Annotated in this window: 21 protein-coding genes and 1 pseudogene; 11 read left to right on the top strand and 11 right to left on the bottom strand. The window is 59.6% G+C overall.

The window, feature by feature from the left end; genetic code table 11:
• Window positions 1–59: 59 nt before the first annotated feature.
• The 4 genes from ACYZUA_RS22760 to ACYZUA_RS22745 all read left to right on the top strand — a co-directional run bounded on the left by ACYZUA_RS22760 (window position 60) and on the right by ACYZUA_RS22745 (window position 4,782).
• The gene (locus ACYZUA_RS22760) at window positions 60–320 is read left to right on the top strand and encodes a hypothetical protein (protein ID WP_461960701.1); all 261 of its coding nucleotides are present in this window, start codon (window positions 60–62) and stop codon (window positions 318–320) included.
• Window positions 321–399: 79 nt separating this feature from the next.
• Window positions 400–813, top strand: coding sequence for a response regulator (locus ACYZUA_RS22755; RefSeq protein ID WP_461960700.1), 414 nt, complete (start codon window positions 400–402; stop codon window positions 811–813).
• Between the two features lie 111 nt (window positions 814–924).
• Window positions 925–1,551, top strand: a complete 627-nt coding sequence (locus ACYZUA_RS22750) for a response regulator (protein WP_461960699.1) — start codon at window positions 925–927, stop codon at window positions 1,549–1,551.
• Between the two features lie 12 nt (window positions 1,552–1,563).
• A complete protein-coding gene (locus ACYZUA_RS22745; protein WP_461960698.1) occupies window positions 1,564–4,782 on the top strand; it encodes a transporter substrate-binding domain-containing protein in 3,219 nt (1,072 codons plus the stop codon).
• A gap of 3 nt (window positions 4,783–4,785) precedes the next feature.
• Here ACYZUA_RS22745 and dkgB read toward each other — a convergent pair.
• Window positions 4,786–4,876, bottom strand: a pseudogene (dkgB, locus tag ACYZUA_RS22740) (2,5-didehydrogluconate reductase DkgB); the annotation flags it as partial.
• 4 nt (window positions 4,877–4,880) lie between these two features.
• The gene (locus ACYZUA_RS22735) at window positions 4,881–5,789 is read right to left on the bottom strand and encodes a LysR substrate-binding domain-containing protein (protein WP_461960697.1); all 909 of its coding nucleotides are present in this window, start codon (window positions 5,787–5,789) and stop codon (window positions 4,881–4,883) included.
• Between the two features lie 104 nt (window positions 5,790–5,893).
• Between ACYZUA_RS22735 and ACYZUA_RS22730 the strand changes: the two genes are divergently transcribed.
• The 3 genes from ACYZUA_RS22730 to ACYZUA_RS22720 all read left to right on the top strand — a co-directional run bounded on the left by ACYZUA_RS22730 (window position 5,894) and on the right by ACYZUA_RS22720 (window position 9,140).
• Complete coding sequence (locus tag ACYZUA_RS22730; RefSeq protein ID WP_461960696.1) at window positions 5,894–6,760, top strand: pirin family protein; 867 nt, start codon at window positions 5,894–5,896, stop codon at window positions 6,758–6,760.
• A gap of 128 nt (window positions 6,761–6,888) precedes the next feature.
• Window positions 6,889–7,515 carry an isochorismate family cysteine hydrolase YcaC gene (gene ycaC / locus ACYZUA_RS22725; protein ID WP_461960695.1) on the top strand — a complete coding sequence of 209 codons (627 nt, stop codon included), beginning with the start codon at window positions 6,889–6,891 and terminating at the stop codon, window positions 7,513–7,515.
• Between the two features lie 182 nt (window positions 7,516–7,697).
• On the top strand, window positions 7,698–9,140 hold the full coding sequence (locus ACYZUA_RS22720; RefSeq protein ID WP_461960694.1) for a mechanosensitive ion channel domain-containing protein: 1,443 nt from the start codon (window positions 7,698–7,700) through the stop codon (window positions 9,138–9,140).
• Here ACYZUA_RS22720 and ACYZUA_RS22715 read toward each other — a convergent pair.
• Window positions 9,088–9,513 (bottom strand): hypothetical protein, encoded by a 426-nt coding sequence (locus tag ACYZUA_RS22715; RefSeq protein ID WP_461960693.1) that lies wholly within the window; start codon window positions 9,511–9,513, stop codon window positions 9,088–9,090. The two genes, ACYZUA_RS22720 and ACYZUA_RS22715, sit on opposite strands and share 53 nt — an antisense overlap.
• A gap of 207 nt (window positions 9,514–9,720) precedes the next feature.
• On the opposite strand from ACYZUA_RS22715, the gene ACYZUA_RS22710 reads away from it, so the two are divergent.
• A complete protein-coding gene (locus tag ACYZUA_RS22710) occupies window positions 9,721–10,161 on the top strand; it encodes a carboxymuconolactone decarboxylase family protein (RefSeq protein ID WP_461960692.1) in 441 nt (146 codons plus the stop codon).
• Here ACYZUA_RS22710 and ACYZUA_RS22705 read toward each other — a convergent pair whose 3' ends face one another.
• The 8 genes from ACYZUA_RS22705 to ACYZUA_RS22670 form a co-directional block, all read right to left on the bottom strand.
• Window positions 10,162–11,754, bottom strand: coding sequence for a DHA2 family efflux MFS transporter permease subunit (locus tag ACYZUA_RS22705; protein ID WP_461960691.1), 1,593 nt, complete (start codon window positions 11,752–11,754; stop codon window positions 10,162–10,164).
• Complete coding sequence (locus ACYZUA_RS22700; RefSeq protein ID WP_461964088.1) at window positions 11,751–12,905, bottom strand: HlyD family secretion protein; 1,155 nt, start codon at window positions 12,903–12,905, stop codon at window positions 11,751–11,753. The genes ACYZUA_RS22705 and ACYZUA_RS22700 overlap by 4 nt, the downstream gene beginning before the upstream one ends.
• A gap of 137 nt (window positions 12,906–13,042) precedes the next feature.
• Window positions 13,043–13,804, bottom strand: a complete 762-nt coding sequence (locus ACYZUA_RS22695; protein WP_461960690.1) for an SDR family NAD(P)-dependent oxidoreductase — start codon at window positions 13,802–13,804, stop codon at window positions 13,043–13,045.
• Window positions 13,805–13,807: 3 nt separating this feature from the next.
• Window positions 13,808–14,629, bottom strand: a complete 822-nt coding sequence (locus ACYZUA_RS22690) for an ABC transporter permease (RefSeq protein ID WP_461960689.1) — start codon at window positions 14,627–14,629, stop codon at window positions 13,808–13,810.
• Between the two features lie 10 nt (window positions 14,630–14,639).
• Complete coding sequence (locus ACYZUA_RS22685; RefSeq protein WP_461960688.1) at window positions 14,640–15,905, bottom strand: ABC transporter permease; 1,266 nt, start codon at window positions 15,903–15,905, stop codon at window positions 14,640–14,642.
• A 72-nt stretch (window positions 15,906–15,977) separates the two neighbouring features.
• Window positions 15,978–17,018: an ABC transporter substrate-binding protein gene (locus ACYZUA_RS22680; protein ID WP_461960687.1), complete on the bottom strand. Its 1,041-nt coding sequence runs from the start codon at window positions 17,016–17,018 to the stop codon at window positions 15,978–15,980.
• 170 nt (window positions 17,019–17,188) lie between these two features.
• Window positions 17,189–18,295, bottom strand: coding sequence for an ABC transporter ATP-binding protein (locus tag ACYZUA_RS22675; RefSeq protein ID WP_461960686.1), 1,107 nt, complete (start codon window positions 18,293–18,295; stop codon window positions 17,189–17,191).
• Entirely contained in the window at window positions 18,292–19,689 is a 1,398-nt protein-coding gene (locus ACYZUA_RS22670) for an aminotransferase (RefSeq protein WP_461960685.1), read from the bottom strand. Before ACYZUA_RS22670 ends, ACYZUA_RS22675 begins: the two co-directional genes overlap by 4 nt.
• Before the next feature lie 184 nt (window positions 19,690–19,873).
• Between ACYZUA_RS22670 and ACYZUA_RS22665 the strand changes: the two genes are divergently transcribed.
• Genes ACYZUA_RS22665 through ACYZUA_RS22655 form a run of 3 tightly spaced genes read left to right on the top strand, consistent with a single transcriptional unit; the run spans window position 19,874 to window position 23,038 of the window.
• Window positions 19,874–20,761, top strand: a complete 888-nt coding sequence (locus ACYZUA_RS22665) for a transketolase (RefSeq protein WP_461960684.1) — start codon at window positions 19,874–19,876, stop codon at window positions 20,759–20,761.
• Window positions 20,758–21,756: a transketolase family protein gene (locus ACYZUA_RS22660; RefSeq protein WP_461960683.1), complete on the top strand. Its 999-nt coding sequence runs from the start codon at window positions 20,758–20,760 to the stop codon at window positions 21,754–21,756. The genes ACYZUA_RS22665 and ACYZUA_RS22660 overlap by 4 nt, the downstream gene beginning before the upstream one ends.
• Entirely contained in the window at window positions 21,746–23,038 is a 1,293-nt protein-coding gene (locus ACYZUA_RS22655; RefSeq protein ID WP_429510678.1) for an aspartate aminotransferase family protein, read from the top strand. The genes ACYZUA_RS22660 and ACYZUA_RS22655 overlap by 11 nt, the downstream gene beginning before the upstream one ends.
• The last annotated feature ends 39 nt before the right edge of the window (window positions 23,039–23,077 follow it).

The following is a 23,077-nucleotide window of genomic DNA, read 5'->3' as shown; positions in this document are numbered from 1 at the left end:
GAATGCAGGGCCAATGTGGGAGTGAGCCGGCTCCGGGCGGCGTTCCGACGATGAGGCCCTTGAAAGTACCCAAAACATTCAATCCTGAACCCTTCCTGAAGAACCCCGCGATTCCCCCTCCACATGCCTTTCCTTCGTTTGCGCTCAAAGCGATGGTGAGCAATACCCAAACGCAGGAGGCTGCCGAAGGCTGCCATCTTTTGATCTTGATCCTCGAGCACAAATTGCCGAGAAGCCAGATCAAAGGATCGCAGCCCGCGGCAGCTTCTACAGAAGGAGCGTGTTTGGACAGGTCACCGGAAGATGGACGCGGCTTTTAGGAAAAGTCCTACAGAAAGCTCGACAGGTCTTCCGTAGCCTTGCGCCCTCACGAATCTGACACTCTCCTGGGGGCCCACGTTGTCGAACAAAGCCTTACGTATCCTGATCGCCGACGAGTTGCATTTTCACCGCATGAAGGTCGAGCGACTGTTCAATCAACTCGACTACTACCGGATAGCACCGGTGCACAGCCGTGAAGAGCTGTTGACCCTGGTCGAATACGGTTGCGAGCCATTTGATCTGGTGGTCATCAATGCCTCGCTGGCGGGCGGGGCGTTGAACCTGTTCGATTTTTTCCTTGATAACCAACAGGTTCATCACGCCTTGATCTATGACGGTCAGCAGGCGCAACTCCCGCCCATTCCTGCCTGCGTTCAACAGAAGGTTGAGGTGAGCCACGCAATGCTGCCTGATCTGGCAGCCATTGCGCGGCTGATGGCGATCATCGACCCTCGTCTACCGTTCGTCGGCACTGTCATTTCTGTCAGGTAGCTGAGCCCGGGTTTCCATGCAAAAGTCTTTGCGCAGCCAGTACGTTCAACCGGGCCGGGTTTATGGGCATTGATCTGCTCAATCGTCGTTTTTGTTGCACAGGGAGTTGCCATGAAGTCAGTGCTGATTGTGGACGATCATCCGGTGGTTCGCGCCGCAGTCAAAGTCATATTGGTGCAGGAGGGTTTCAAGCAGATATACGAAGCGGCGTGTGGTAATGAGGTCTTGCCGAAGATCCGCGAACTCAAGCCTGATCTGGTGGTACTGGATCTGGTGATGCCCTCGCTTGACGGGCTGGATGTACTGGCGCGAATCAAGATCAGTGGGGTGTCCTGTCGAGTACTGGTCTTCACGTCCCAGGACCCCACGTTTTATCAGGATCGTTGCATGCACGCCGGCGCCGCAGGCTATATCGCCAAGTCCAATGACTTGCAGCACTTGCACAGCGCCGTGAATGCCGTGATGGGCGGTTACACCTATTTCGCCCAGCTACCCTCGGCGTCGGTGTCGCTGAGCTCGATACAACTGAGTGAAAAACAGATGATCGATAACCTCTCTGACCGGGAACTGACGATCTTTCAGCATCTGGCCCGGGGCATCAGTAACAAGGCGATCGCTGAAATCATGCACTTGAGTCACAAGACCGTCAGCACCTACAAGACCCGTGTGGTTGGAAAACTCAAAGTGGAGTCAGCGGTGTACCTGAGGGATTTTGCCAAGCGTAATCATCTGATCTGAGTAAGCCCGATCATGCGCGATTGTTTGTGGGTTCTGTTGCTGTTCTGTGGACTGGGAGCACCGGCGACGGCGGCCGATGAGCCAAAGCTTTTGCATGTGCTGGGGCATTCCACGGTGGAGGGTTATCAGGTCCAGCTGGATGAAAAAGACTGGCAGTGGTTGCGTGGCAAACGAGTCTTGCGCCTCGGGGTGTCGGGGCCGGACTACCCACCGTTCGAGATCACGCGCAACGTTGATGAGCTGGAAGGCATTACCGCAGACTACGCAGCATTGTTGGGGCAACTGCTGCACGTAAAAATCGACGTGCTTCGTTATCGCACGCGCGAGGCAGCCATGGATGCGCTCAAGCGCGATGAACTGGATCTGCTCGGCACCTCCAACAACTTCGAGGCGGCTGACCCGGAGCTGATCCGATCCAGTGCTTATGCCGAAGACCAGCCGATGCTGGTTACCCGCCTGGACGACTGGATGCCCGTCGACCTCGCGGGCAAACGCATCGCCATGGTCGATGACTATCTGCAGACGCAGACTGTCGAAGCCTTCTATCCCGATGCGAGCTTGCAACGCTACCCCTCGGCACTCGATGCGATCGGGGCGGTGGCGTTCGGGCTTGATGATGTGTACCTCGGGGACTTCATCAGCGCCAATTACCTCATCAATAACAACTACCTCAGTAACGTACGCCTGGTGGGTCCTTCCGGCCTGGACGCCAATCCGTTCGGCTTTGCCTTAAACCGCAGCAATCCACGTCTGAAAAGCATTGTCGATAAGGCGCTGGCGACGATTCCCATGGATCAGCGCACGGACATCGAGCAGCGCTGGAGTGCCGGAAGAGCCAACATGGCGGGTCAAGAGCGAGTACGTTTGAGCGCCAGTGAACAACGTTGGCTGGATCAACATCCGACGGTGGAAGTGGGTGCCATCGAGAACTTTGCACCGCTGACTTTTTACGATGCCCAGGGACAACTCAGCGGGTTGACCGCGCAATTGCTGACGCTGATCAGCCAGCGCAGCGGCTTGACCTTCAACGTGCAGCGGGGTAACTCCCTCGATCAGCAGATCCAGCAACTCAAGGACGGCAAGATCGACGTGTTACCTGTGGTCACGCCCAGTATCGAACGCGAAGTCGAACTGCGTTTCACTCGGGCCTACTTGAACAATCCGTTTGTACTGGTCAGTGCGACCACCCCGGGAAGCCCCAGGACTCTGGATGACATGGCCGGTAAACGCCTGGCGATCTATCGCGGTCATCCGTTGCTCGGGTTCATCCGCGCTCGGGCGCCCACTGTACGTCTGGTCGAAGTGCAGAGTCCGGCGCAGGGTCTGGAATGGGTGATCAAGGGCCAGGCCGATGGGGCAGTCAGTTCATTGATCGTGGCTCGGTATCTGATTACCCGGCAATACCGCGAGCGTCTGCGAATCAGCAGCACCGTGGGTGATGAACCGGCGCGTATCGCTCTGGCCACCAGCCGTGGTGCGCTGGAGTTGCACTCGATTCTGAACAAGGCACTGCTGAGCATTTCGCCCCGGGAGATGGATGAGCTGTTAGCCCGCTGGAGCAATGATGTGGTGGTCGATGACAGCTACTGGCTGCGTCATCGCCAAGGCATTTTCCAGGCGTTTGCCGCTGCGGGCGCTTTGCTGTTGCTCGCACTGGCCTGGATAGGCTGGCAGCGTCGGCAGATCACTCAACGCCAACAATTGCTCGGGCAATTGCAGGATGCCAAGGACGCCGCCGACGATGCCAACCGCGCCAAAACCACCTTTCTGGCGACCATGAGTCATGAAATCCGCACGCCGATGAATGCCCTGATCGGCATGCTCGAACTGGCGCTGAAGCGAGCGGAAGAGGGCCTCACTGATCGCTCCGCCATCGAAGTGGCATCCAATGCCGCGCAGCAATTGCTGGCGTTGATCGGCGACATCCTGGACATCGCCCGCATTGAGTCCGGGCATTTGTCGCTGACCCCGGAGCGGGCCAATCTACGCACGCTGGTGGAGTCGGTGTGCCGGGTTTTCGAAGGCCTGGCACGGCAGAAGAACCTGCGGTGGCGGGTCGAATTGGCCGAACACAGCGATTGTGACGTGTTAGTCGACCCCACGCGCTTCAAGCAGGTGCTGTCCAATCTGCTGAGCAACGCGATCAAGTTCACCCGTGAAGGTGAGGTGAGCCTGACACTGCGAGTAGAGCCCGGTGTGTCGGGGCATCTGGCGGTCAGTGTGCGTATTGAGGACAGCGGCATCGGTGTCAGTGTGGGCGATCAGCAACGACTGTTCAGCCCGTTCGTACAGGCCGGAAACAGCCAGCAGTCCGGCCACAATGGCTCCGGCCTGGGACTGGTGATCAGCCGCACTTTGTGCGAAATGATGGGCGGCCGATTGCAGCTCGACAGCGTCCTCGGACGGGGTACGCAGGTCGATATCAGCCTTGATCTGATTGAGTTGCAACCGTTGGCCTGCAGCGAGCGGGCCGATAGCGGATTGCCGGTGGCCACTCGGCTGCTGAGCATTCTGGTGGTCGACGATTACCCGGCCAATCGATTGTTGCTCTCTCGGCAGTTGAGCTACCTGGGGCATCAGGTGCTGGAGGTGGAGGATGGCGAGCGTGGTCTTGCGCAGTGGCGCGAGCATGAGCTCGATTTGGTCATCACCGATTGCAACATGCCGGTGGTCAATGGTTATGAATTGGCGGGTGCGATACGCGATGAAGAGCGCGCTAATGGTTTGCCACCCACGCTGATTCTTGGGTTTAGCGCCAATGCGCAGCCGGAGGAAAAGATCCGTTGCCTTGAAGCAGGCATGGACGACTGTCTGTTCAAACCGATCCGGCTGGCCGATTTGAGTGCCTGGCTGGCGTCCCGATTTGTGAATGAACCGCCAGCGCCGGTTGAAGAGCAAGCAACGTCCGAGATCGACTTGACCGGCCTGGAGCTCTACGTCGGTGAAGACCGGACGCTGATCAATCAGTTGTTGCACGAACTGGCCGAGACCAATCGCTACGATCGCGAAGATCTGCTTGCAGCGCACGTCAGTGGCAATCGTCACCGGCTGGAAGACCTGGCGCACCGCATCAAAGGTGGTGCGCGGATGGTTCGTGCAAACCGTTTGATCGAGTGCTGCGAACATCTGGAACGTGCCTGCGCCGAGGGGCGCGCGGCGTTGATCGACGAGGCCGTCGATCAATTGCAACACGCCATGGCACGCCTGGATCAGAGCCTCAAGCCAGACTGACGCTTAATCCCACTGGGGCGCGATGCCTTTGGGGCTGGTCAGTCGATGGTCACGATCCAGACCCGCAAATCAGCGCCATGTCGGCGTCGCTCAGGTTTCTAAGCAATATCACTGTGGCTGAATTCCTCGCCCAGAAAGTCGATCAATGCGCGCACCGACGGCAGCAGCCCACGGCGTGAAGGGAAGATGGCATGCACGATCCCGCATTTGGGTGCCCAGCCCGGCACCAGTTCCACCAGTCGGCCCGCGGCAATGTCATCGCGCACCACCACGCTGGGCAGGTGAGCGATTCCGATCCCGGCCACCACGGCGTGACGCAACGCCAACAGATCATCGGTGACCATTCGTGGCGCATGTCGAATCACCGCGCTCGCGCCATCGGCTCCAAGCAATTCCCACTGATATTCACGCTGCGCCGCGCCCCAATGCAGGCTCGGCAACCCGCTGAGGTCAGCCGGGGAGGCCGGTGATGACAGGCGCGGCATGAAGGCCGGGCTGCCAACCAGGCACTGGGTGCTGTTGCCCAGCACCTTCATCACCATGTCGGTGTTTTCCAGCGGTGGAAAGCGCACGCGCAGGGCGATGTCGAAACCCTCGTGGATCAGGTCGACCCGGCGGTTGGTGCTCTCGATGAACAACTCCACCAGCGGGTACTTGAGCATGTAGCGGGTCAACATCGGCCCGACCCAGGAGTTGAGCAGCGCGGTCGGGCAACTGATGCGCACCAGGCCTTGGGGTTCGGAGCGGTTGCGTTCGATCAGTTCGGCAGCGCTTTCCGCTTCCACGCGCATCGCCAGACAACGCTGATAATAGGCCTGGCCGATTTCCGTCAGTGAACAATGCCGGCTTGTGCGGTGCAGCAGGCGTACACCGAGGCGCTCTTCGAGCTCGGCAATGCGCCGGCTCAGCTTTGACTTGGGCATGTCCAGCGCCCGACCGGCCGGGGCGAAACCGTGGTGTTCCACCACTTGGGTGAAGTAGTAGAGGGTGTTGAGGTCTTCCACCATCGTTCTCCATATAGAACGCTAAGGCTGATTTTTGCAGTCTAGTGCATTAAATGGTTCAGTTTTAAGCTTTGTCCATCGCGTCACTCACCCGATTCGGAGGCAGAATGAAAAACATCATCGGTATCTACACCAGCCCACGGGCCCATTGGGTCGGCGACGGTTTTCCGGTTCGCACGCTGTTTTCCTACGACAACCTGGGCAAGCACATCAGCCCCTTTTTGCTGCTCGATCACGCCGGTCCCGCTGAATTCACCCCGACCACCGAGCGTCGTGGCGTTGGTCAGCATCCGCACCGCGGTTTCGAAACCGTGACTATCGTTTATAAGGGCGAACTGGAACACCGCGACTCCACCGGCAGCGGCGGCAAGATCGGCCCTGGCGACGTGCAATGGATGACCGCAGCCTCCGGGATTCTCCACGAAGAGTTCCACTCAGAAGGTTTCGCCAAAACCGGCGGCACCCTGGAAATGGTGCAGCTGTGGGTCAACCTGCCGGCCAAGGACAAGATGGCCGACGCCGGTTACCAGACGATTCTCGATGGCGACATCCCGAGCATCGCGCTCAAGGACCAGGCCGGCAACCTGCGCTTGATCGCCGGTGAGTTCGACGGCCACACCGGCCCGGCGCGCACGTTTACCCCGATTGACGTCTGGGACCTGCGCCTCAACGGCGGCAAGTTGCTGACCCTGGACCTGCACGAAGGTCGTAACACGGCACTTGTAGTGTTGCGTGGCACGGTTCAGGTCAACGGTGTGGAACTGGTGCGCGAGGGGCAGTTGGCGTTGTTCGAACGCAATGGCCAGCAGCTCAGCCTGGAAGCCAATAACGATGCCGTTGTGTTGCTGCTCAGTGGCGAGCCGATCGACGAACCCATCGTCGGTCACGGTCCGTTCGTGATGAACACCGAGCAGGAAATCCACCAGGCCTTTGCTGACTTCCAGTCAGGCCGGTTCGGTCGGATGAGCGGTTGAACTCATTGTTGTAACGCTGTGGCGTGCCGGGCGAGGGCGACTACCCTTGCTTGGCCGCTTTTTAACGAACTATCAGGTTTCTCTCACGCCGGCCCGTTCGGCATCGATAAAAAGCGAGGATTACTCCCATGACTACCTCTTACAAACGTCTCGACAAAGATAACGCCGCCGTTCTGTTGGTTGATCACCAGGCGGGTCTGCTTTCTCTGGTGCGCGACATTGACCCGGACCGTTTCAAGAACAACGTGTTGGCCCTGGCTGACCTGGCCAAGTACTTCAAGTTGCCGACCATTCTCACCACCAGTTTCGAAACCGGCCCCAACGGCCCGCTGGTGCCCGAGCTCAAGGCGCTGTTCCCGGATGCGCCGTACATTGCCCGTCCTGGCCAGATCAATGCCTGGGACAACGAAGACTTCGTCAAGGCGATCAAGGCCACCGGCAAGAAACAACTGATCATCGCCGGCGTGGTGACCGAAGTATGCGTGGCGTTCCCGGCGCTGTCGGCACTGGCTGAAGGCTTCGAGGTGTTCGTGGTGACTGACGCTTCCGGCACCTTCAACGAACTGACCCGTCAATCGGCCTGGGACCGCATGTCGTCCTCCGGCGCACAGTTGATGACCTGGTTCGGCCTGGCCTGTGAGCTGCATCGCGACTGGCGCAACGACGTGGAAGGCTTGGGCACCTTGTTCTCCAACCACATCCCGGACTACCGCAACCTGTTTACCAGCTACAACGCGCTGACCAACAGCAAGTAACCTCTGACGACATAGTTCCCCTGTGGGAGCGAGCCTGCTCGCGATGGTGGTACGACAGACACTGATTCGGTGACTGTCAGACCGCTATCGCGAGCAGGCTCGCTCCCACAGTGTTTTGTGATGTTCTCAGGTCACCAATTCCTCCTACACTGTGCCCATCCGTACATGGCTGGAGTTGCTTGATGCTGTCACTGCTTACCGATCACCCATTGATCTGCGCGATGGCTTTGGTCCTTATCGATCTGGGGTTGTGGCGCCTGCTCAGTGCCAATGGCAGTCAATGGAAACTGGTCGTGCGGTTGGTGATTTTTTCGTTGTTCAGTGTCCTGCTGTTCAACGAAGGCCTGAACCCCATGGAAACGGCGCCCTGGGCCGACAACGTCCCGCTGCACCTGGCCGCCACCGGATTGCAGATTGGCTGGTGGTTGTTCGGCGCGCGCACCCTGACGGTGCTGATCGGCGCGGTGATGATGCAACGGGTCGGGCACACCGGGCGCTTGTTGCAGGATTTGCTTGGCGCGGTGATTTTCCTGATCGCGATCATCGCGGCGTTGGCGTATGTCCTCGATCTGCCAGTCAAAGGCGTGTTGGCGACCTCCGGCGCGTTGGCGATCATCGTCGGCCTGGCCTTGCAAAGTACCCTCAGCGACGTGTTCTCCGGGATCGTCCTCAATACCACCAAGCCCTATCAACTGGATGACTGGATCTCCATCGACGGCACCGAAGGTCGGGTCACCGATATCGACTGGCGCGCGACGCGCCTGCAAACGGCCCAAGGCAGCATGGCGGTGATCCCCAACTCCCTGGCGGCCAAGGCCAAGATCATCAATTTCAGCCGGCCCAGTGATATTTTCGGCGTCTCCATCAGCTTACAATTGAGCCCGCACGCGCGTCCGCAAACCGTCATCGAAGCACTGGAACGGGCGATGGAGGGTTGCCGTTATCTGTTGAACAAACCGGCGCCGTGTGTCGCATTGAAAGGCTCCAGTGCCAACGGCGTGGAATACGAAATCAGTGGTTTTGTGGTCTCCATGGACCAGAAACGCATGGTCCGTAATCTGCTGTTCGACCTGGCGTACCGGCACTTGCAGGCCAGCGGCGTCAGCCTGTTGTCGAACGTCGAACCGAACGCACCTGCCAACCTGTCGCGGCCACGGGCATTGCTGGACGCGTCGAACATTTTCTCGACCCTGCGTCAGGAAGAGAAAGAAACCTTCAGCCAGAACATGACCCTGCAGAACTTCCGCGCCGGTGAAATGATCCTGCCGGCGGGGGAGGTCAGCGATCATTTGTTCATCATCGAATCCGGCGTCGTGTCGGTGGAGCTGAGCCGTGGTGGGGTCATGTTCGAATCCGGGCGCATGGGCCCGGGTGAGGTGATCGGCGAGGGCGGGATTTTGTCCGATACGGCACTACCGGCGGACTTCAGCGCCAAGACGTTTTGCAGCTTGTACCGGATCGAGAAGGAATACCTCAAACCGTGCCTGGATGCGCGGCATGACATCGGCGAAGCAATGAAGGCGTTGCTGGATTTTCGCTTGAACAAGGCTCAGACGTTGACTCAGGAAGCGCCTAGGGTTGTGCAGAAGAAGGGATTTTTGCAGTGGCTGCGCAATCGAGCGTAGGGGCTTGAAGGTCATGGGCGCGGGTGCAATCGAGTGAGTCGGCAGCAGGCGCCTGGCCAATAAGCTGTGCGCCGACCTGGATACGGTCGTGACTGTTCCAGTGCTCGAACGGCGCATGTTGCCAAATCATCCCGACGGGGCCGGCGATCAACAGCAAGGCCAGATAAACCAGGGTTTGTCGACGGGTCAGCGGTTTTTTGCACGCCGACCGCCGCGCGGCGATCCGGGCTCGACCATGCCCATGAATCTGGGCGAGCAGAAAGGCTTCGCGCGCCTGTTCCGGCATTTCCCACAACAAGGATTCCAGGTGCCAACGCGATTCGGAATTCGGCGAAATAGTAGCTGGCAAAGGCATTTCGGATGAGGACGACATGGGCAGGAGGCACTCGTTTCCGGCATCCTGGCCGCGCTATCAAGAATGAGTCGCATTCTATGGGCGTCAGTGGTGTGATGGCAATTACCCATCTAGATTATTTTTCAAACCCGCCCATTGGCATCCTAATCTTCCCGGTAATTGGCTATTTGCTGCAGGTCAGTGCGGGATTAACGTAGCTCCACACCCTTTTGACTGGAGCCCACCATGCAACCGCGTATTGATTTCTATACTGCTTCCCCAGATGCACTCAAAGCCATGATCGCGCTGGACACCGCTGTTTCGAAGCTGCCTCTGGAAAAATCGTTGATTGAACTGGTCAAGCTGCGCGCCTCGCAAATTAATGGCTGCGCCTTCTGCCTGGATATGCACAGCGCCGATGCCCGCAAGGGCGGTGAAGACGAGCGCCGTCTGTACACATTGTCGGCCTGGCGTGAAACGCCGTTCTTCACTCCGCGCGAACGTGCGGCGCTGGCCTGGACCGAATCCCTGACGCTGCTGAGCCAGACTCACGCACCGGATGAGGACTACGAGCTGGCGGCGTTCGAGTTCAGTCCGAAGGAGTTGGTCGACTTGACCGTGGCCATTACCACGATCAACGCCTGGAACCGTCTGGCGGTTGGCTTTCGCAAAATGCCTCAGGCCTGATCAATGAGCGTCTGCTGACGGCGCCGCCGGTGGTTGCACCTTGCGCATCAGGGGCACCATCGCCGTGGCGATGATGAAGCAGACCATGATCATCAGGAACGCATCGCCGTAAGTCTGCGTCTGCGCTTCGCGGTAGGTCAGCAGCCACAGCTGATGCAGGCTGGCGGTGACACCCACGTCACCGCTTTGGCCGAGGGCGGCGAAGTTGTTGCCGACCTGGGACAGCCACTGATTCAGTGCTTCATTGGTGCTGTTGAGGTTTTCCGCCAACCGGGTGAAGTGCAGGTTGGTGCGGTCATTCAGAATGGTTGCGCACGCAGCGATGCCGATGGCGCCACCCAGGTTTCGCATCAGGTTGAATAACCCCGACGCGTGTTTAAGCCGCGCCGGTGCCAGACCACCCAAGGTCAACGTCACCGCTGGCGGCACCGCCAGTTGCTGGGCAATCCCGCGCAGCGCTTGTGGCAGCATCAATTCCTTAGCCCCCCAGTCATGGGTGATCGGGCTGAAATCCCACATCGACAACGCGAACAACCCGAGGCCGATCATCATGATCCAGCGCAGATCGATGCGGTTGGCCAGAAAGGCGTACAGCGGAATCGCCATGATCTGGAACACCCCGGTGGAGAAAACCGCCAGACCAATGTCCAGCGCGCCATAGCCACGCACCCGACCGAGAAACAGCGGCGTCAGGTAAATGGTGGCGAACAGGCCGATCCCGGTGACGAACGAAAAGAAGCAGCCAAGGGCGAAGTTACGGTCTTTCAAGGCGCGTAAATCGACGATCGGGTTGGCGACATGCAGGGTTCTGCCGATGAACGCCAGGCCGGCCAGTCCGCTGATCCATGCCGTGGTCAGAATCGTGCTGTCGCTGAACCAGTTCCAGCGTGGGCCTTCTTCGAGGGTGTATTGCAGGCAACCGAGAAACAGCGCCATGAACGCCATGCTCAAATAGTCGGCGCCCTTGAGCAGCGACAATTCCGGCTGGTCGATTTTCACCAGCATCGGTACCGCCACTGCGACGAAGATCCCCGGCACCAGGTTGATGTAGAACAGCCAGTGCCAGGATGAAATGTCGGTAATCCAGCCACCAATCACTGGCCCCAGCGTCGGTGCCAAAGAGGCCACCGCGCCGATGGTTGCAGCCGCGATCACCCGTTGCTTGCCAGTGAAGAAAAAGAATGCCGTGGTGAACACCAGCGGAATCATCGAACCGCCGAGAAACCCTTGCAGGGCACGGAAGGCGATCATGCTCTGAATGTTCCAGGCCGCGCCGCAGAGCAGGCTGGCCAGGGTAAAGCCCACCGCTGAAGCGCAGAACAGCCAACGTGTCGAGAACACTCGGGAGAGCCAGCCGGACAGCGGGATCACGATGATTTCGGCGATCAGGTAACTGGTTTGCACCCACGCGGTTTCGTCGGTGCCGGCCGAGAGCCCGCCGCCGATGTCACGCAACGACGCCGAGACGATCTGAATATCCAGCAGCGCAATGAACATGCCGATGCACATGGTGGCGAAGGCGAACACCTTGGTCGCCGTTGTCATGTCCGCGGCATTGAACGGTTGCGCGGGAGCGGCGAGGGCGCGGCTCATGGCGTGCTGGCCACGGCCGGGGTTGCAGGTTCCTTGCGAGTGTCCACTTCAGCGGTGACCGACAGGCCCGGACGCAGATGGCCGAGCACGCCATCGGCCGGATCAAGCACGATACGCACCGGCACCCGCTGAACGATTTTGGTGAAGTTGCCCGTGGCGTTTTCCGGCGGCAGCACGCTGAACTGTGAACCACTGGCCGGCGCGAGACTGTCCAGATGACCGTGGAATTCCTGCCCCGAGAGCACGTCGGCATGAATGATCACCCGTTGCCCCGGTGTCATTCGCGATAGCTGATCTTCTTTGAAGTTGGCATCGACCCACAGCCCGCTGGCCGGTACCACCGACAGCAGTTGCGAACCGGCCTGGGCATAAGCGCCGACCCGCGCCCGGCGATTGCCAATCGAGCCGTCCACCGGGGCCTTCAGTTCGGTGTAATCCACGTTCAACTGTGCCAGATCACGTTCGGCAAGAGCCTGCATCAGCGCGGCGCGGGCTTGTTGTTTCTGGGTTGCGATCACGTTCAGCTGACGTTGCGCGGCGAGCAATTCAGCCTGGGCCCGGGCGCTGAGGGCCTGGGCGGTCTTGAAGGTGGCGTTGGCGCGTTGGGCGCTTTCCACCGAGACGGCATTGCTGCCGACCAGTTTTTTGTAGCGAGCATCATCATCCCGGGAACGGACGGTTTCGGCGCCGGCGGCATCGATCCCGGCGCGGGCCTGGCCGATCACCGCGTGTTGCAATTGTTCGGTGGCATCGAGATTGGCGAGCAGCGCTTCTTCGGCGGCCACTGCGCCTTCGGCCTTGGCCAGGTTGGCGCGGTAATCGCGGGAGTCGAGGCGAATCAACACATCGCCGGCCTTGACCTTCTGGTTGTCGGTCACCAGCACTTCTTCGATGTAACCCGCCACCTTCGGCCCGATCACCGTTACATCGCCGCCGATGTAGGCGTCGTCGGTTTCTTCGATAAAACGTCCGGCGGTCCACCAGTGAGTCGCATACAGCCCGGCGAACACCAGGGCAGCAATGACCGCAGCCAGCAAGATCAACCGTTTGAGCAGGGGAGGCTTGGGTGTGCTCACCGGGACAGCAAGGGCGGGTTCAAGGCTGGGTATGGAGACTACCTGTGGGAAACGGGTCTTTACTACGCACGAAATATGACGCAGGCAATATTTGGTGACGATTGATTTTTGCTCCCGGCCGTCAGGTGGTTGTTCGATAAAGATGCCGCCTGACGCACAGCAATCGCGGGCAGTTTCGCTCCCGCGTTGCTCGCGAAGAATGACGACGTGTATTAGCGGGAAGCTTGCGCGGTGTCACTCGGCGGGGTTCTCAGCCCTGCTGTCTCGCCACCGTCCACCGTCAACACCGTACCGTTGACATAGCTGGACGCCGACGACAGTAACCAGCAAATCGCCTGGGCCACCTCTTCGGGCGCGGCAAGACGACCGGCAGGGATCCGTGCGGTCAGGGCGGCAAGACGAGGTGCGTCCTGCATAATCGCTCCCATCATGCGGGTGGCAATCTGGCCGGGACAAACCGCGTTAAAACGCACGCTTGCGCCATATTCGAGGGCCAGTGCCTGAGTCAGGCCGATCAATGCGGCCTTGCTGGCGCAGTAAGTGGCCAGTCCCTCTTCGCCGGCCTTGCCGGCGATCGACGACACATTCACCACCGCTCCATTACCTGTCTGCAAGCCGGGCAAGGCATGCTTGATAAAGAAAAATGCCGAGCGGGTGTTGACCTCAAACATGGTGTCCCATTCCAGCTGCGAGGTCTGTGTGAGCGCCTTGCGTCCGGCCATGCCGGCGTTGTTGACCAGACCTTGCAACAAGCCGTTGCCCAGTTCCAGTGCACGATCGACCACTCGCTGACAATCGGCCTCTTGCCGCACATCACCCGCCACGAACGTGCTGCCCGGCAGGCGTTGGACGAGCCGTTCCCCCGCATCGACATCTCGTCCAGTGAACACAACCGACAAGCCTTGGCCGATCAACTGCTCCACGGTGGCGGCGCCGATGCCCTGGGTGCCGCCGGTCACGATATACATGCTCATCCGTTATTGCTCCTTGAGTTGGCGAGCGGTGCGTTGTGCACGCAAGGTCAGCCAGGTAGTGGTCATAAGCCCGACGATGCCCACCAGTAACAACAATGTCGACATGGCGAGAATCGAGGGGTCGATGGTGTCGCGTATGCCATCGAACATTTGGCGAGGCAAGGTCCTTTGGCTGGGGCCACCGATGAACAGCACCACGACGATTTCATCAAACGATGTCATGAAGGCGAAGAGTGCGCCCGATATCACGCCGGGCGCGATGATTGGCAAAGCGATGCCTGTGAAGGCCCGCACCGGCGAGGCGCCGGACATGGCGGCGGCTTTGAGCAGGGTCATGTCGAAACCCTGAAGGCTGGCGGCTACGCTGATCAGGACGAAAGGCGTGGCCAGTACCGTGTGGGCCAGAATCAGACCGAACAGGGTTCCGGTCAGGCCCAAGTTGCCGAAGAGGAAATACATGCCCAGCCCGGAGATCACCGGAGGGAAAATCATCGGTGAAATCAGCAGACCGAGCATTCCGCTGGCGGCCGGCAGGTTGTGTCGTGCAAAGGCAAGCGCGGCCAGCGTGCCCAGCAGCGTCGCCAACAGCGTCGAGGCGATGCCGACCCACAGGCTGTTGCTCAGCGCCTGCATCCAGGGGCCGCTGGTGAATACCCGTTCATACCATTGCAGCGACAGTCCTGGCAGCGGATAGGAGAGGAACGTGCCACTGCTGAATGAAATCGGGACCACCGCCAACAAGGGCGCGATCATGAAAATGCTCATCAATAGGCCGAACAATAGGTGAGCCTTGCGGGCGAGGTAAGCCTGTATGAAATGGTTCATGAGAGCTCCTTCAGCGCAGGCCGGCAATCTGGCGAATACCTACCAGGCGCGCGGCCAGCAGGTAAATGACCATCACGCAGGAAATCAGCACCAGCCCCAGTGCCGAGGCCATGCCCCAATTCACCGTGGTATTGGTATAGAACGCAATGAAATAGCCGAGCATCTGTTCGCGTGCACTGCCCACGAGGGTCGGTGTCACGTAGTAACCCGCTGCGACGATGAACGTGAGCAGGGTGCCGGAACCGATTCCCGTCAAGGTCATGGGCAAGTAAACACGAATGAACCCGCGTACAGGATGAGCGCCGAGCGAGGCCGAGGCGCGCATGAAATGTGGCGGGATGTTTTTCATCACGTTGTACAGGGGCAGCACGCTGAACGGCAGAAGGATGTGCACCATCACGATGTACACGCCGGGCAGATTGAAAATCATCGGCAGCGGGTTATCGATCAGGCCCAGGCGCAGCAGTAACGTGTTGACGATGCCTTTGTCCTGCAGGACCACGATCCAGGCCGTGGTTCGTGCCAGCAACGAGGTCCAGAACGGCAGCATGACCGCCAGGAACAGCAGGACTTGCAGGGCCGGTGAAGCCTTGACCATCAACGCGGCAAACGGAAAGCCCAGCAAGAGACACAACAGTGAGACGATCAGGGCGATTTTCAGGGTCTTGAAGGTCAGGTCCAGGTACACCCGCTGGCTTTCTTCGACCGGCGCGATGCCTTGATCCGTTTGCTTCAAGTCCAGGGCGGCCAGCAGGTAATACGGTGTGTAGGCCGGGGAAGCGCGGCGAAAGTCCTCCCATAACTGGGGTGAAATCCAACGTTCATCAATGGCGGCCAAACGCTCGCGGGCGCTCTGGCTGCCCGGGGTCGCCAGCGGCTTTCTGTAGGTGCGGGCGGTGTTCATGACCAGGAAGCGATAACCGCTGTTTTCATAGTTGAGACGTCGTGCCGCCTCACCCATGACCGCGTTGCTCGGGGCGTTGATGAAGTCTTGCTCGAGCGAATCGAACACCCGGTCGCCCGGCAGCGCGGTTGAATCGTTTGCCTGCTCGTCGGCCATCGCGGAGATGGCCTGGGGGAAGGCTTGCAACAGTTCGGGGTTGCTGACGGCCCGATAGAACATCATGCCGATCGGCAGAGCGAAAAAAACACAGGTGTAAGCCAGCAGCGGCAAGAGCAGCAGCATCGAAACCCAGCGCTTGCGGCGACTGGATTGATGATGAGCGATGGCCAGCGTGTCGACGCGAGCCGGTGCATCTATCGAGGAAACGGACATAGTCAAACCCACCTTGAAAAAAACATACTCGAACCGCGCCGTCGTCATCGGCGGCGCGGTCTTGAGGCCTGTTTACTGGGCTACCCAGCGGGTAAACCGGTTCATCAGGTCTTCCTCGTAGTTGACCCAGAACGGCGTATCGAGCAGCAGGGCATCTTTCATGTTGGCCGGCGCGTTGGGCAATGCGCTGGCTGTCTTCTCATCCATGGCCGCGATGGCCTTGCTGTTGACGATGCCGTAGGGAATCGCGTGGGCGAAATCACTTTGGGCCTTGGTGCTGAGGATGTAGTCGAGTAGCTGATAGCTGGCGGTTTTGTTGGGGGTGTTCTTGATGATGGTCCAGTAGTCCATGCTGTACAGCTGTTGCTGCCAGATCAGCGGGAAATGGTTGCCCTGTTGATTGGCGATGGCGATCCGGCCGTTGTAGGCGGCACTCACGGCGATATTGCCGGCGGCCAGCCATTCCAGCGGCTGAGCGCCAGTTTCCCACCATTGGATGTAGGGTTTGATTTCGTCCAGTTTGGCAAATGCGCGGTTCTGTCCTGCCGGGGTCGCCAGTAATTTGTAGACATCGGCCGGTGCGACGCCGTCGGCCATCAGGGCAATTTCCAGGGTCATGCGGGCTTGTTTGCGCAAGCCGCGTTTACCTGGCCATTTCTGCACGTTCCAGAAATCAACCCAGCTTTTCGGGCCGTCGGCACCGAATTTTTTCGGGTCGTAGGTCATCACTTCGGACCAGACGAAGGCGCCGACACCACACTCGGAAAAGGCCTCGGGATTGACCTCGGCCGCATTCTTCAATTGTTTGTGGTCGAGGTCTTCCAGCAGGCCCTGTTCGCAGGCCAGCTCCATTTCGTTCTGGTCCATCTGCACCAGGTCCCAGGTCGGATTGCCCGACTCGACCATCGCTTTCTGTTTGGCCAGACCGCCGCCGTAGCTGTCTTGAACGACTGGTTTGGCGCTTTGGGCGGCAAACGGTTTGAACCAGGCCTTGTCGAAAGCTTCCTGCGTGGCGCCACCGAAACCGACCACCGTCAGGTCGCGGGCCTGGGCGAGGGGGCCGGTCAGTGCCAGCGCGAGTACAAGGGCCAAGCGTGTTGAATGTGAGTGCATGGTGCATCTCTCCTGCTGAAGGAAAAGCAAATAGGGATTGGCGGGTGTAGCGGCAGGAAAGCGACTCAGGTCGAGTGATCGAAGCTTTGCATGGTGATGACCTTCTTATTGTTGTGGGTGGGGGGTGTTTCGGTGATGAAAAGGGTTGTGGGTCAGGCGCGGGGTGATGCTCAACCCAGCGGGAAAACCCGCGCGTCTTCGGGTCGCCAGGTAAAGCCGATGTGTTGACCGTTGTTGAGGCCCTTGATGGCCTCGTCGTTGGCAGTTTTTACAATCAGCGTGTCGCCGTTACCCAGTTTCAAGTGAATGCGCAGGTGGTCGCCCAGGTAGACGCGGTCGGCGAGGGTGGCTTGATAGCTGTTCTGATTGATTGGGCACAGCCGGATGTTTTCCGGACGGATCAGCAACTCGACTTTTTTCGAGGCGCCGATCGGCACCGTAACGCCCATGCCACGGGCCCCGAAGCCAGCCTCCAGCGCAACCTCCAGTTCATGCCCGTGGCGAGCAACGAGATGGCCGCGCAGCACATTGTTTTCGCCGATAAACGTGGCCACATAAGCGTTTTCAGGGTGTTCGTACAGTGAAACCGGATCACCGATCTGGGCGATATCACCTTGATGAAACACGGCCACCCGGTCGGACATGGTCAAGGCTTCGCCCTGATCGTGGGTCACGTACACCACCGTGACACCCAGTCTTCGATGCAACTGCTTGATCTCGTACTGCATGTGCTCGCGCAGGTTCTTGTCGAGTGCGCCCAGTGGCTCGTCCATCAGGATGACCTGCGGTTCGAACACCATGGCGCGGGCCAGGGCGACGCGTTGCTGCTGGCCACCGGACAACTCCGTGGGGCGCCGCTGCTGCATGTCATGCAACTGCACCATCTCGATGGCGCGCTTGACCTTGTTCTGCACATCGAGGCGATTGAGCCCGCGCATCTTCAACGGGTAGGCCAGGTTCTCGGCCACGGTCATGTGCGGAAACAGCGCGTAGTTCTGGAACACCATGCCCATGCCGCGTCGGTGTGCCGGGACGTTCTGAATCGGTTTGCCCGCCATGCGGATTTCGCCACGGGTCGGGGTTTCGAAGCCGGCGAGCATCATCAGCGTGGTGGTCTTGCCCGAGCCGGAAGCACCGAGCAGGGTCAGGAATTCGCCTTGCGCGATGGAGAGGTTCAGGTCCTTGATGATCAGCGTCTTACCGTCGTAACTCTTTTGCACATGAGTGAGATCGATCAAGGCGCCGGAGGCGTCGTGGGAATGGGCGAGGATATTCATGAGCAGTGTCCCGTGGCGAGATTGACGTCGTTCAGCGCGTCCGTCAGGCGGCCGACCAGTTCGCGGATTTGCTCCGGTTCAATGATGAAAGGCGGCGCCAGGGCGATCGAATCGCCCATGTTGCGCACGATCAGGCCGTGTTTGCGGGCGGCCAGTTCGACCTGCGCCCCAATCGCCACCTGCGCGGCAAATGAGCGTCGCGACGCCTTGTCGGCCACCAGTTCCAGCCCCGCAACCAGACCGATACCGCGGATTTCGCCGACCAGGGGATGGTCGAGCAGTGACGCAAGTTCACTGTGCAGGACCTCGCCCAACTGGCGGGTGCGGGCCGGGATGTCCAGCTCCTGGTAGATGGAAAGCGTTTCGAGGGCGACGGCGGCGGCCACCGGGTGCCCGGAATAGGTGAAGCCATGCCCGAAGCCGTTCAGTTGCTGGCTCTGTTCTTCGAGCACTTGGTAGACCGGGCCGCTGACCACGGTGCAGGAAATCGGCTGATAGCCCGCTGAAAGGCTTTTGGCACACGCCATCATGTCGGGTGCAAAGCCCATCGTCTGATGGCCGAACCACTGGCCGGTGCGGCCAAAACCACAAATGATCTCGTCGGCCAGCATCAAAATGTCGTGCCGCGCCAGCAGCGCCTGCACCGCGCCAAAGTAGCCAGGCGGCGGGACGATCACGCCGCCGGCACCCATGATCGGTTCACTGATGAAGGCGGCGATGGTGTCTGCCCCTTCAGCCTCAATGCGCTGTTGCAAGTCGGCGACCAGGCGTTCGCAGAAGGCGGCTTCCGTCTCGCCGGGCAAGCCATTGCGGTAGTAATGAGGGCACTCGAGATGAATCACCTGGTCCAGTGGCAAGCCGAACGCGGCATGCATGTTTGGCAATCCTGACAGCGTCGCCCCCATGACCGTGGAGCCATGAAAACCTTTCTGGTGGGCGATGATTTTGCGCTTGTGTGTATTGCCTCGAGCCCGGTGCCAGGCCCAGGACATTTTGATCATCGAGTCGTTGGCTTCCGAGCCCGAGCAGGCAAAAAACACTTTTGCATCCGGCAGGGGGGCGAGGGCGGCGATGCGTTCGGCCAGGCGTACTGTCACCGCTGGAACCCGATGATTGAAGGTGTGGTAGTAGGGCAGGACATCGAACTGGCGTTGTGCGGCTTCGGCCAGCCGATGATTGGAAAACCCCAGACTGGCGCACCACAGGCCAGACATCCCTTCAATGTAGCAGTGCCCATGTTCGTCGATGACGTGGATGCCATCTCCGCGTTCGATGACCATCGGGCCTTGTTGTTGATGGCGCCGCAGATTGGTCTGCGAGTGCAGGTGAAAGCGTTGATCTGCCTGGGCCAGAACGCTGGCTGCGGGGGTGTTTTCGTGCGACACGAGTGGCATCTCCGAGAGCTGGAATACATATAACTTATAAGATAAGAAAATCAGGCCTAGTCTGGCCGGGTCTTTCCTGCCTATTGGAAAAAATAACGCCAACGGCTTGTCGCTGCAATATATATCTTATAAGTTGTAAGAAGGAGGCCGCGAGAGCGGTCTCCTCTCTAACAATCATTCAGGAAATGCAGCCATGTCGATTGCCGCCCCACCCCCCATTCCCGTTCCCGTCGAGGACCTGAGTGCCGAGCACATCGCCCACCTCAAAGAGCGCGCCTTGTTTGTTCGTCTGGAAACCGTGCGCCTGATTTCCATCGCCAAGGTGGGGCACTACACCTCCGTATTTTCGTGCGCGGAAATTTTCTCGGCGCTGTATTACGACGCCATGCGCTTGCGCCACGGCGAGCCAAAATGGCCTGGTCGTGATCGCTTCTTGATGGGCAAGGGACATGCTGCAGTCGGGCTGTATCCGTTACTGGCGGACTGGGGCTTTTTCGACAAGGCGCTGCTCGACGGTTACACCCGCCTGGGTAATCCGTTGGGCGATCACCCGGACATGCGCAAGGTCGCGGGGGTGGATTTCAGTTCCGGTTCCATTGGTCATGCGTTGTCCGGCGGACTGGGCATGGCACTGGGCGGACGTCTGCAAAACAACCCGTTCGATGTGTATGTGCTGTTGGGCGATGGCGAAATGCATGAAGGCCAGGTGTGGGAAGCGGCCATGGCAGCCGCGCATTACAAAACCTCGAACCTGATCGCGATCATCGACCGAAACGGTTATCAGCTCGACGGCAAGGTCGACGACATCATTGGCATCGAGCCACTGGGCGACAAATGGCGCGCTTTCGGCTGGGACGTGCATGAGGTCGATGGGCATGACGTTGCGGCGGTGGCTCGCCTGTTGCGCCAGCTAAAAGCCGATACGCAGCGCGAAAAGCCAGTCTGCGTGATCGCCTTGACCGTCAAGGGCAAGGGCGTCGAGTACATGGAAACCGAACCCGGCTGGCACCTTGGCTGGTTGGCCGAGGAAGACGAATTGCTCGCTATCGAAGAAATCAAAACCAAAGGAGGTGTGCGATGAGCTCGCCCGTCAGCGCCGATACCTGGCAATACCGGCAAATCAACGCTCGCGCCCCGGGCCTGAGCTACTTGTCCGATGCGTTGATCGACCTGGTTGAAGCAGGTCACAAGATCGCCGTCGGCACCGCCGATCTGCAGTACTCCAATGGCTTGAGTCGCTTCGCTCAGCGCTACCCCGAACTGTTTATCCAGTTCGGTATCTCCGAGCAAAACATGGTCACCGCGGCGGCGGGCATTGCCACCACTGGGAGCATGCCGTTTGTGGCGACATTCGCTTCATTTCTGGCCTTGCTCTGCTGCGAGCAAATTCGCATGGACGTGGCCTACAGCGCGCTGCCGGTGCGGCTGATCGGGCACCATTCTGGTATCAGCCTTGGCTTCTATGGCACCTCGCATCACGCCACCGAAGACCTGGCAATCACCCGCAGCATCGCTGATCTGACTGTGGTTGCGCCGGCCGATGGCCCACAGCTGGCGGCGGCGATCCGCGCCTCGATCGATCATCCTCAACCGATTTATTTCCGTATCGGCCGCGGCCAGGAACCCAACGTTTACCCCGATGACGTGGTGTTCGAATTTGGCAAAGCCATCGTTCATGAGCGGGGCAGCGACCTGACGCTGATCGCGACCGGCAGCATGCTTCACCCGACGCTGGCAGCGGCACAGGCCTTGCGCGCCAGTGGTTTATCGGTGGGTGTGATCGATATGCACACCATCAAGCCGTTGGATCGTGACGCCGTGTTACGTGCGGCGGGTGAAAGCGGGTTGTTGATGACCGTTGAAGAACACAACGTGCTGGGAGGCCTGGGCGGTGCGGTGGCGGAAGTGCTGGCCGATACGGGGCAGGGGACGCGTCTGCGGCGTCACGGGATCGAAGATGAATACAGCCTGATTGCACCGCCAACCCATCTCTATCGCCATTACCGCCTGGACGCCGTCGGTATTGAAGCCGTGGCCCGGGAGGCACTCGCCCAAGGAGTCGGTCATGTTGCTTGATGCCAATCAATCCTTGCATGAACGGGCCCGGCAGGTGTTGCCGGGCGGTCATCTGAGCCCGAGCCGCAAGCTCGGGCAGCCTTACGCGTTTGTCCGCGCAGAAGGCCCCTATCTGTACGACGCCAATGGCGAGCGTCATACCGATTTCCACTGCGGATTCGGGGCGCATGTACTCGGGCACGGCAACCAGGCGATTCGTCAACGCGTGGCGCAGGTCAGCGAACGCCTTGATCTGATCGGTGCCGGCATTACCGATCTGGAAGTCGAGACAGCGGAAGCCCTGGTCGAGTGCATTCCCTGTGCCGAGCAGGTCGCGTTTTGCAACAGTGGCTCTGAAGCGACTTACCACGCCTTGCGCCTGGCACGGGCCGTTACCGGCGCCAAACGGATCATCAAGTTCCAAGGCGGATATCACGGCTGGCACGACTATGTGGCGATGAACGGCCAGACATCCCGTGAGCGCATGGACAGCTTCGACCCGATGTCCGACGGTATCCTGCTGGATGCGGCGCAGTACACGATCATCCTGCCGTATAACGATGCCGAGGCGGTGGAGCGTTACCTCAAAGCCAATCCGGGGCAGGTCGCGGCAATCATCGTCGAGCCGATTGCCCACAACATGGGCTCGGTGGCGGCATCGACGGAATTTCTGCGGGCGCTTCGGCAATTGACCCTCGAGCACGGCGTCATTCTGATTTTCGACGAGGTCATCACCGGGTTTCGTCATGCGCTGGGTGGCTACCAGTCCATCGTCGGCGTGACACCGGACCTGGCGACTTTCGGCAAGGCAGCTTCATCGGGTTATCCGGTGGGCCTGGTCGCCGGCCGTCGGGATCTGTTGGAGCGGGTAGGGCAGTCGGGCGACCGTGGTGTGTTCATGGGCGGAACGTTCAATGGCACGCCGTCGACGCTGGCGGCGGTGTTGGCAACCATCGAGGAGCTTTCTCGCGAAGGTGTCTACGAGCGTCTGTTTGCCATGGGTGATTACTTGCGCGGGCAGCTCGACGGCATCATTCAGCGGCTGGGCATTCCCGCTCAAAGTGCCGGATATGGGTCGGTCTGGCTGATGTACTTCTTCGAGGGGGCCTACAGTCAGTACCGCGATTTGTTGCGCAACGACGATGCACTCGACCTGGCGTTTCGCAAGCGCTTGATCGAGCAGCGGATGATTTTTCAGCCATTGCCCCTTAAGCGCCTGTACCTGTCGACCTTGCATACCACGAAGATTCTCGATGAAAGCCTCGACGTCATCGAACACACCCTCAAAGCATTGATTCGCTAGGCCGGGCAACGGAGAGCGGCACGCGCAATGCCGCTCTTT

The organism is Pseudomonas sp. LS2P72 (genome assembly GCF_054897865.1).
This window is presented reverse-complemented; position numbering and strand designations above follow the sequence as displayed.

Coding starts and splice junctions, on each gene's coding strand:
- ACYZUA_RS22750 (WP_461960699.1), top strand. CDS start 925: ATGAAGTCAGTGCTGATTGTGGACGATCATCCGGTGGTTCGCGCCGCA.
- ACYZUA_RS22745 (WP_461960698.1), top strand. CDS start 1,564: ATGCGCGATTGTTTGTGGGTTCTGTTGCTGTTCTGTGGACTGGGAGCA.
- ACYZUA_RS22735 (WP_461960697.1), bottom strand. CDS start 5,789: ATGGTGGAAGACCTCAACACCCTCTACTACTTCACCCAAGTGGTGGAA.
- ACYZUA_RS22730 (WP_461960696.1), top strand. CDS start 5,894: ATGAAAAACATCATCGGTATCTACACCAGCCCACGGGCCCATTGGGTC.
- ycaC (WP_461960695.1), top strand. CDS start 6,889: ATGACTACCTCTTACAAACGTCTCGACAAAGATAACGCCGCCGTTCTG.
- ACYZUA_RS22720 (WP_461960694.1), top strand. CDS start 7,698: ATGCTGTCACTGCTTACCGATCACCCATTGATCTGCGCGATGGCTTTG.
- ACYZUA_RS22715 (WP_461960693.1), bottom strand. CDS start 9,513: ATGTCGTCCTCATCCGAAATGCCTTTGCCAGCTACTATTTCGCCGAAT.
- ACYZUA_RS22710 (WP_461960692.1), top strand. CDS start 9,721: ATGCAACCGCGTATTGATTTCTATACTGCTTCCCCAGATGCACTCAAA.
- ACYZUA_RS22705 (WP_461960691.1), bottom strand. CDS start 11,754: ATGAGCCGCGCCCTCGCCGCTCCCGCGCAACCGTTCAATGCCGCGGAC.
- ACYZUA_RS22695 (WP_461960690.1), bottom strand. CDS start 13,804: ATGAGCATGTATATCGTGACCGGCGGCACCCAGGGCATCGGCGCCGCC.
- ACYZUA_RS22690 (WP_461960689.1), bottom strand. CDS start 14,629: ATGAACCATTTCATACAGGCTTACCTCGCCCGCAAGGCTCACCTATTG.
- ACYZUA_RS22685 (WP_461960688.1), bottom strand. CDS start 15,905: ATGTCCGTTTCCTCGATAGATGCACCGGCTCGCGTCGACACGCTGGCC.
- ACYZUA_RS22680 (WP_461960687.1), bottom strand. CDS start 17,018: ATGCACTCACATTCAACACGCTTGGCCCTTGTACTCGCGCTGGCACTG.
- ACYZUA_RS22675 (WP_461960686.1), bottom strand. CDS start 18,295: ATGAATATCCTCGCCCATTCCCACGACGCCTCCGGCGCCTTGATCGAT.
- ACYZUA_RS22670 (WP_461960685.1), bottom strand. CDS start 19,689: ATGCCACTCGTGTCGCACGAAAACACCCCCGCAGCCAGCGTTCTGGCC.
- ACYZUA_RS22665 (WP_461960684.1), top strand. CDS start 19,874: ATGTCGATTGCCGCCCCACCCCCCATTCCCGTTCCCGTCGAGGACCTG.
- ACYZUA_RS22660 (WP_461960683.1), top strand. CDS start 20,758: ATGAGCTCGCCCGTCAGCGCCGATACCTGGCAATACCGGCAAATCAAC.
- ACYZUA_RS22655 (WP_429510678.1), top strand. CDS start 21,746: ATGTTGCTTGATGCCAATCAATCCTTGCATGAACGGGCCCGGCAGGTG.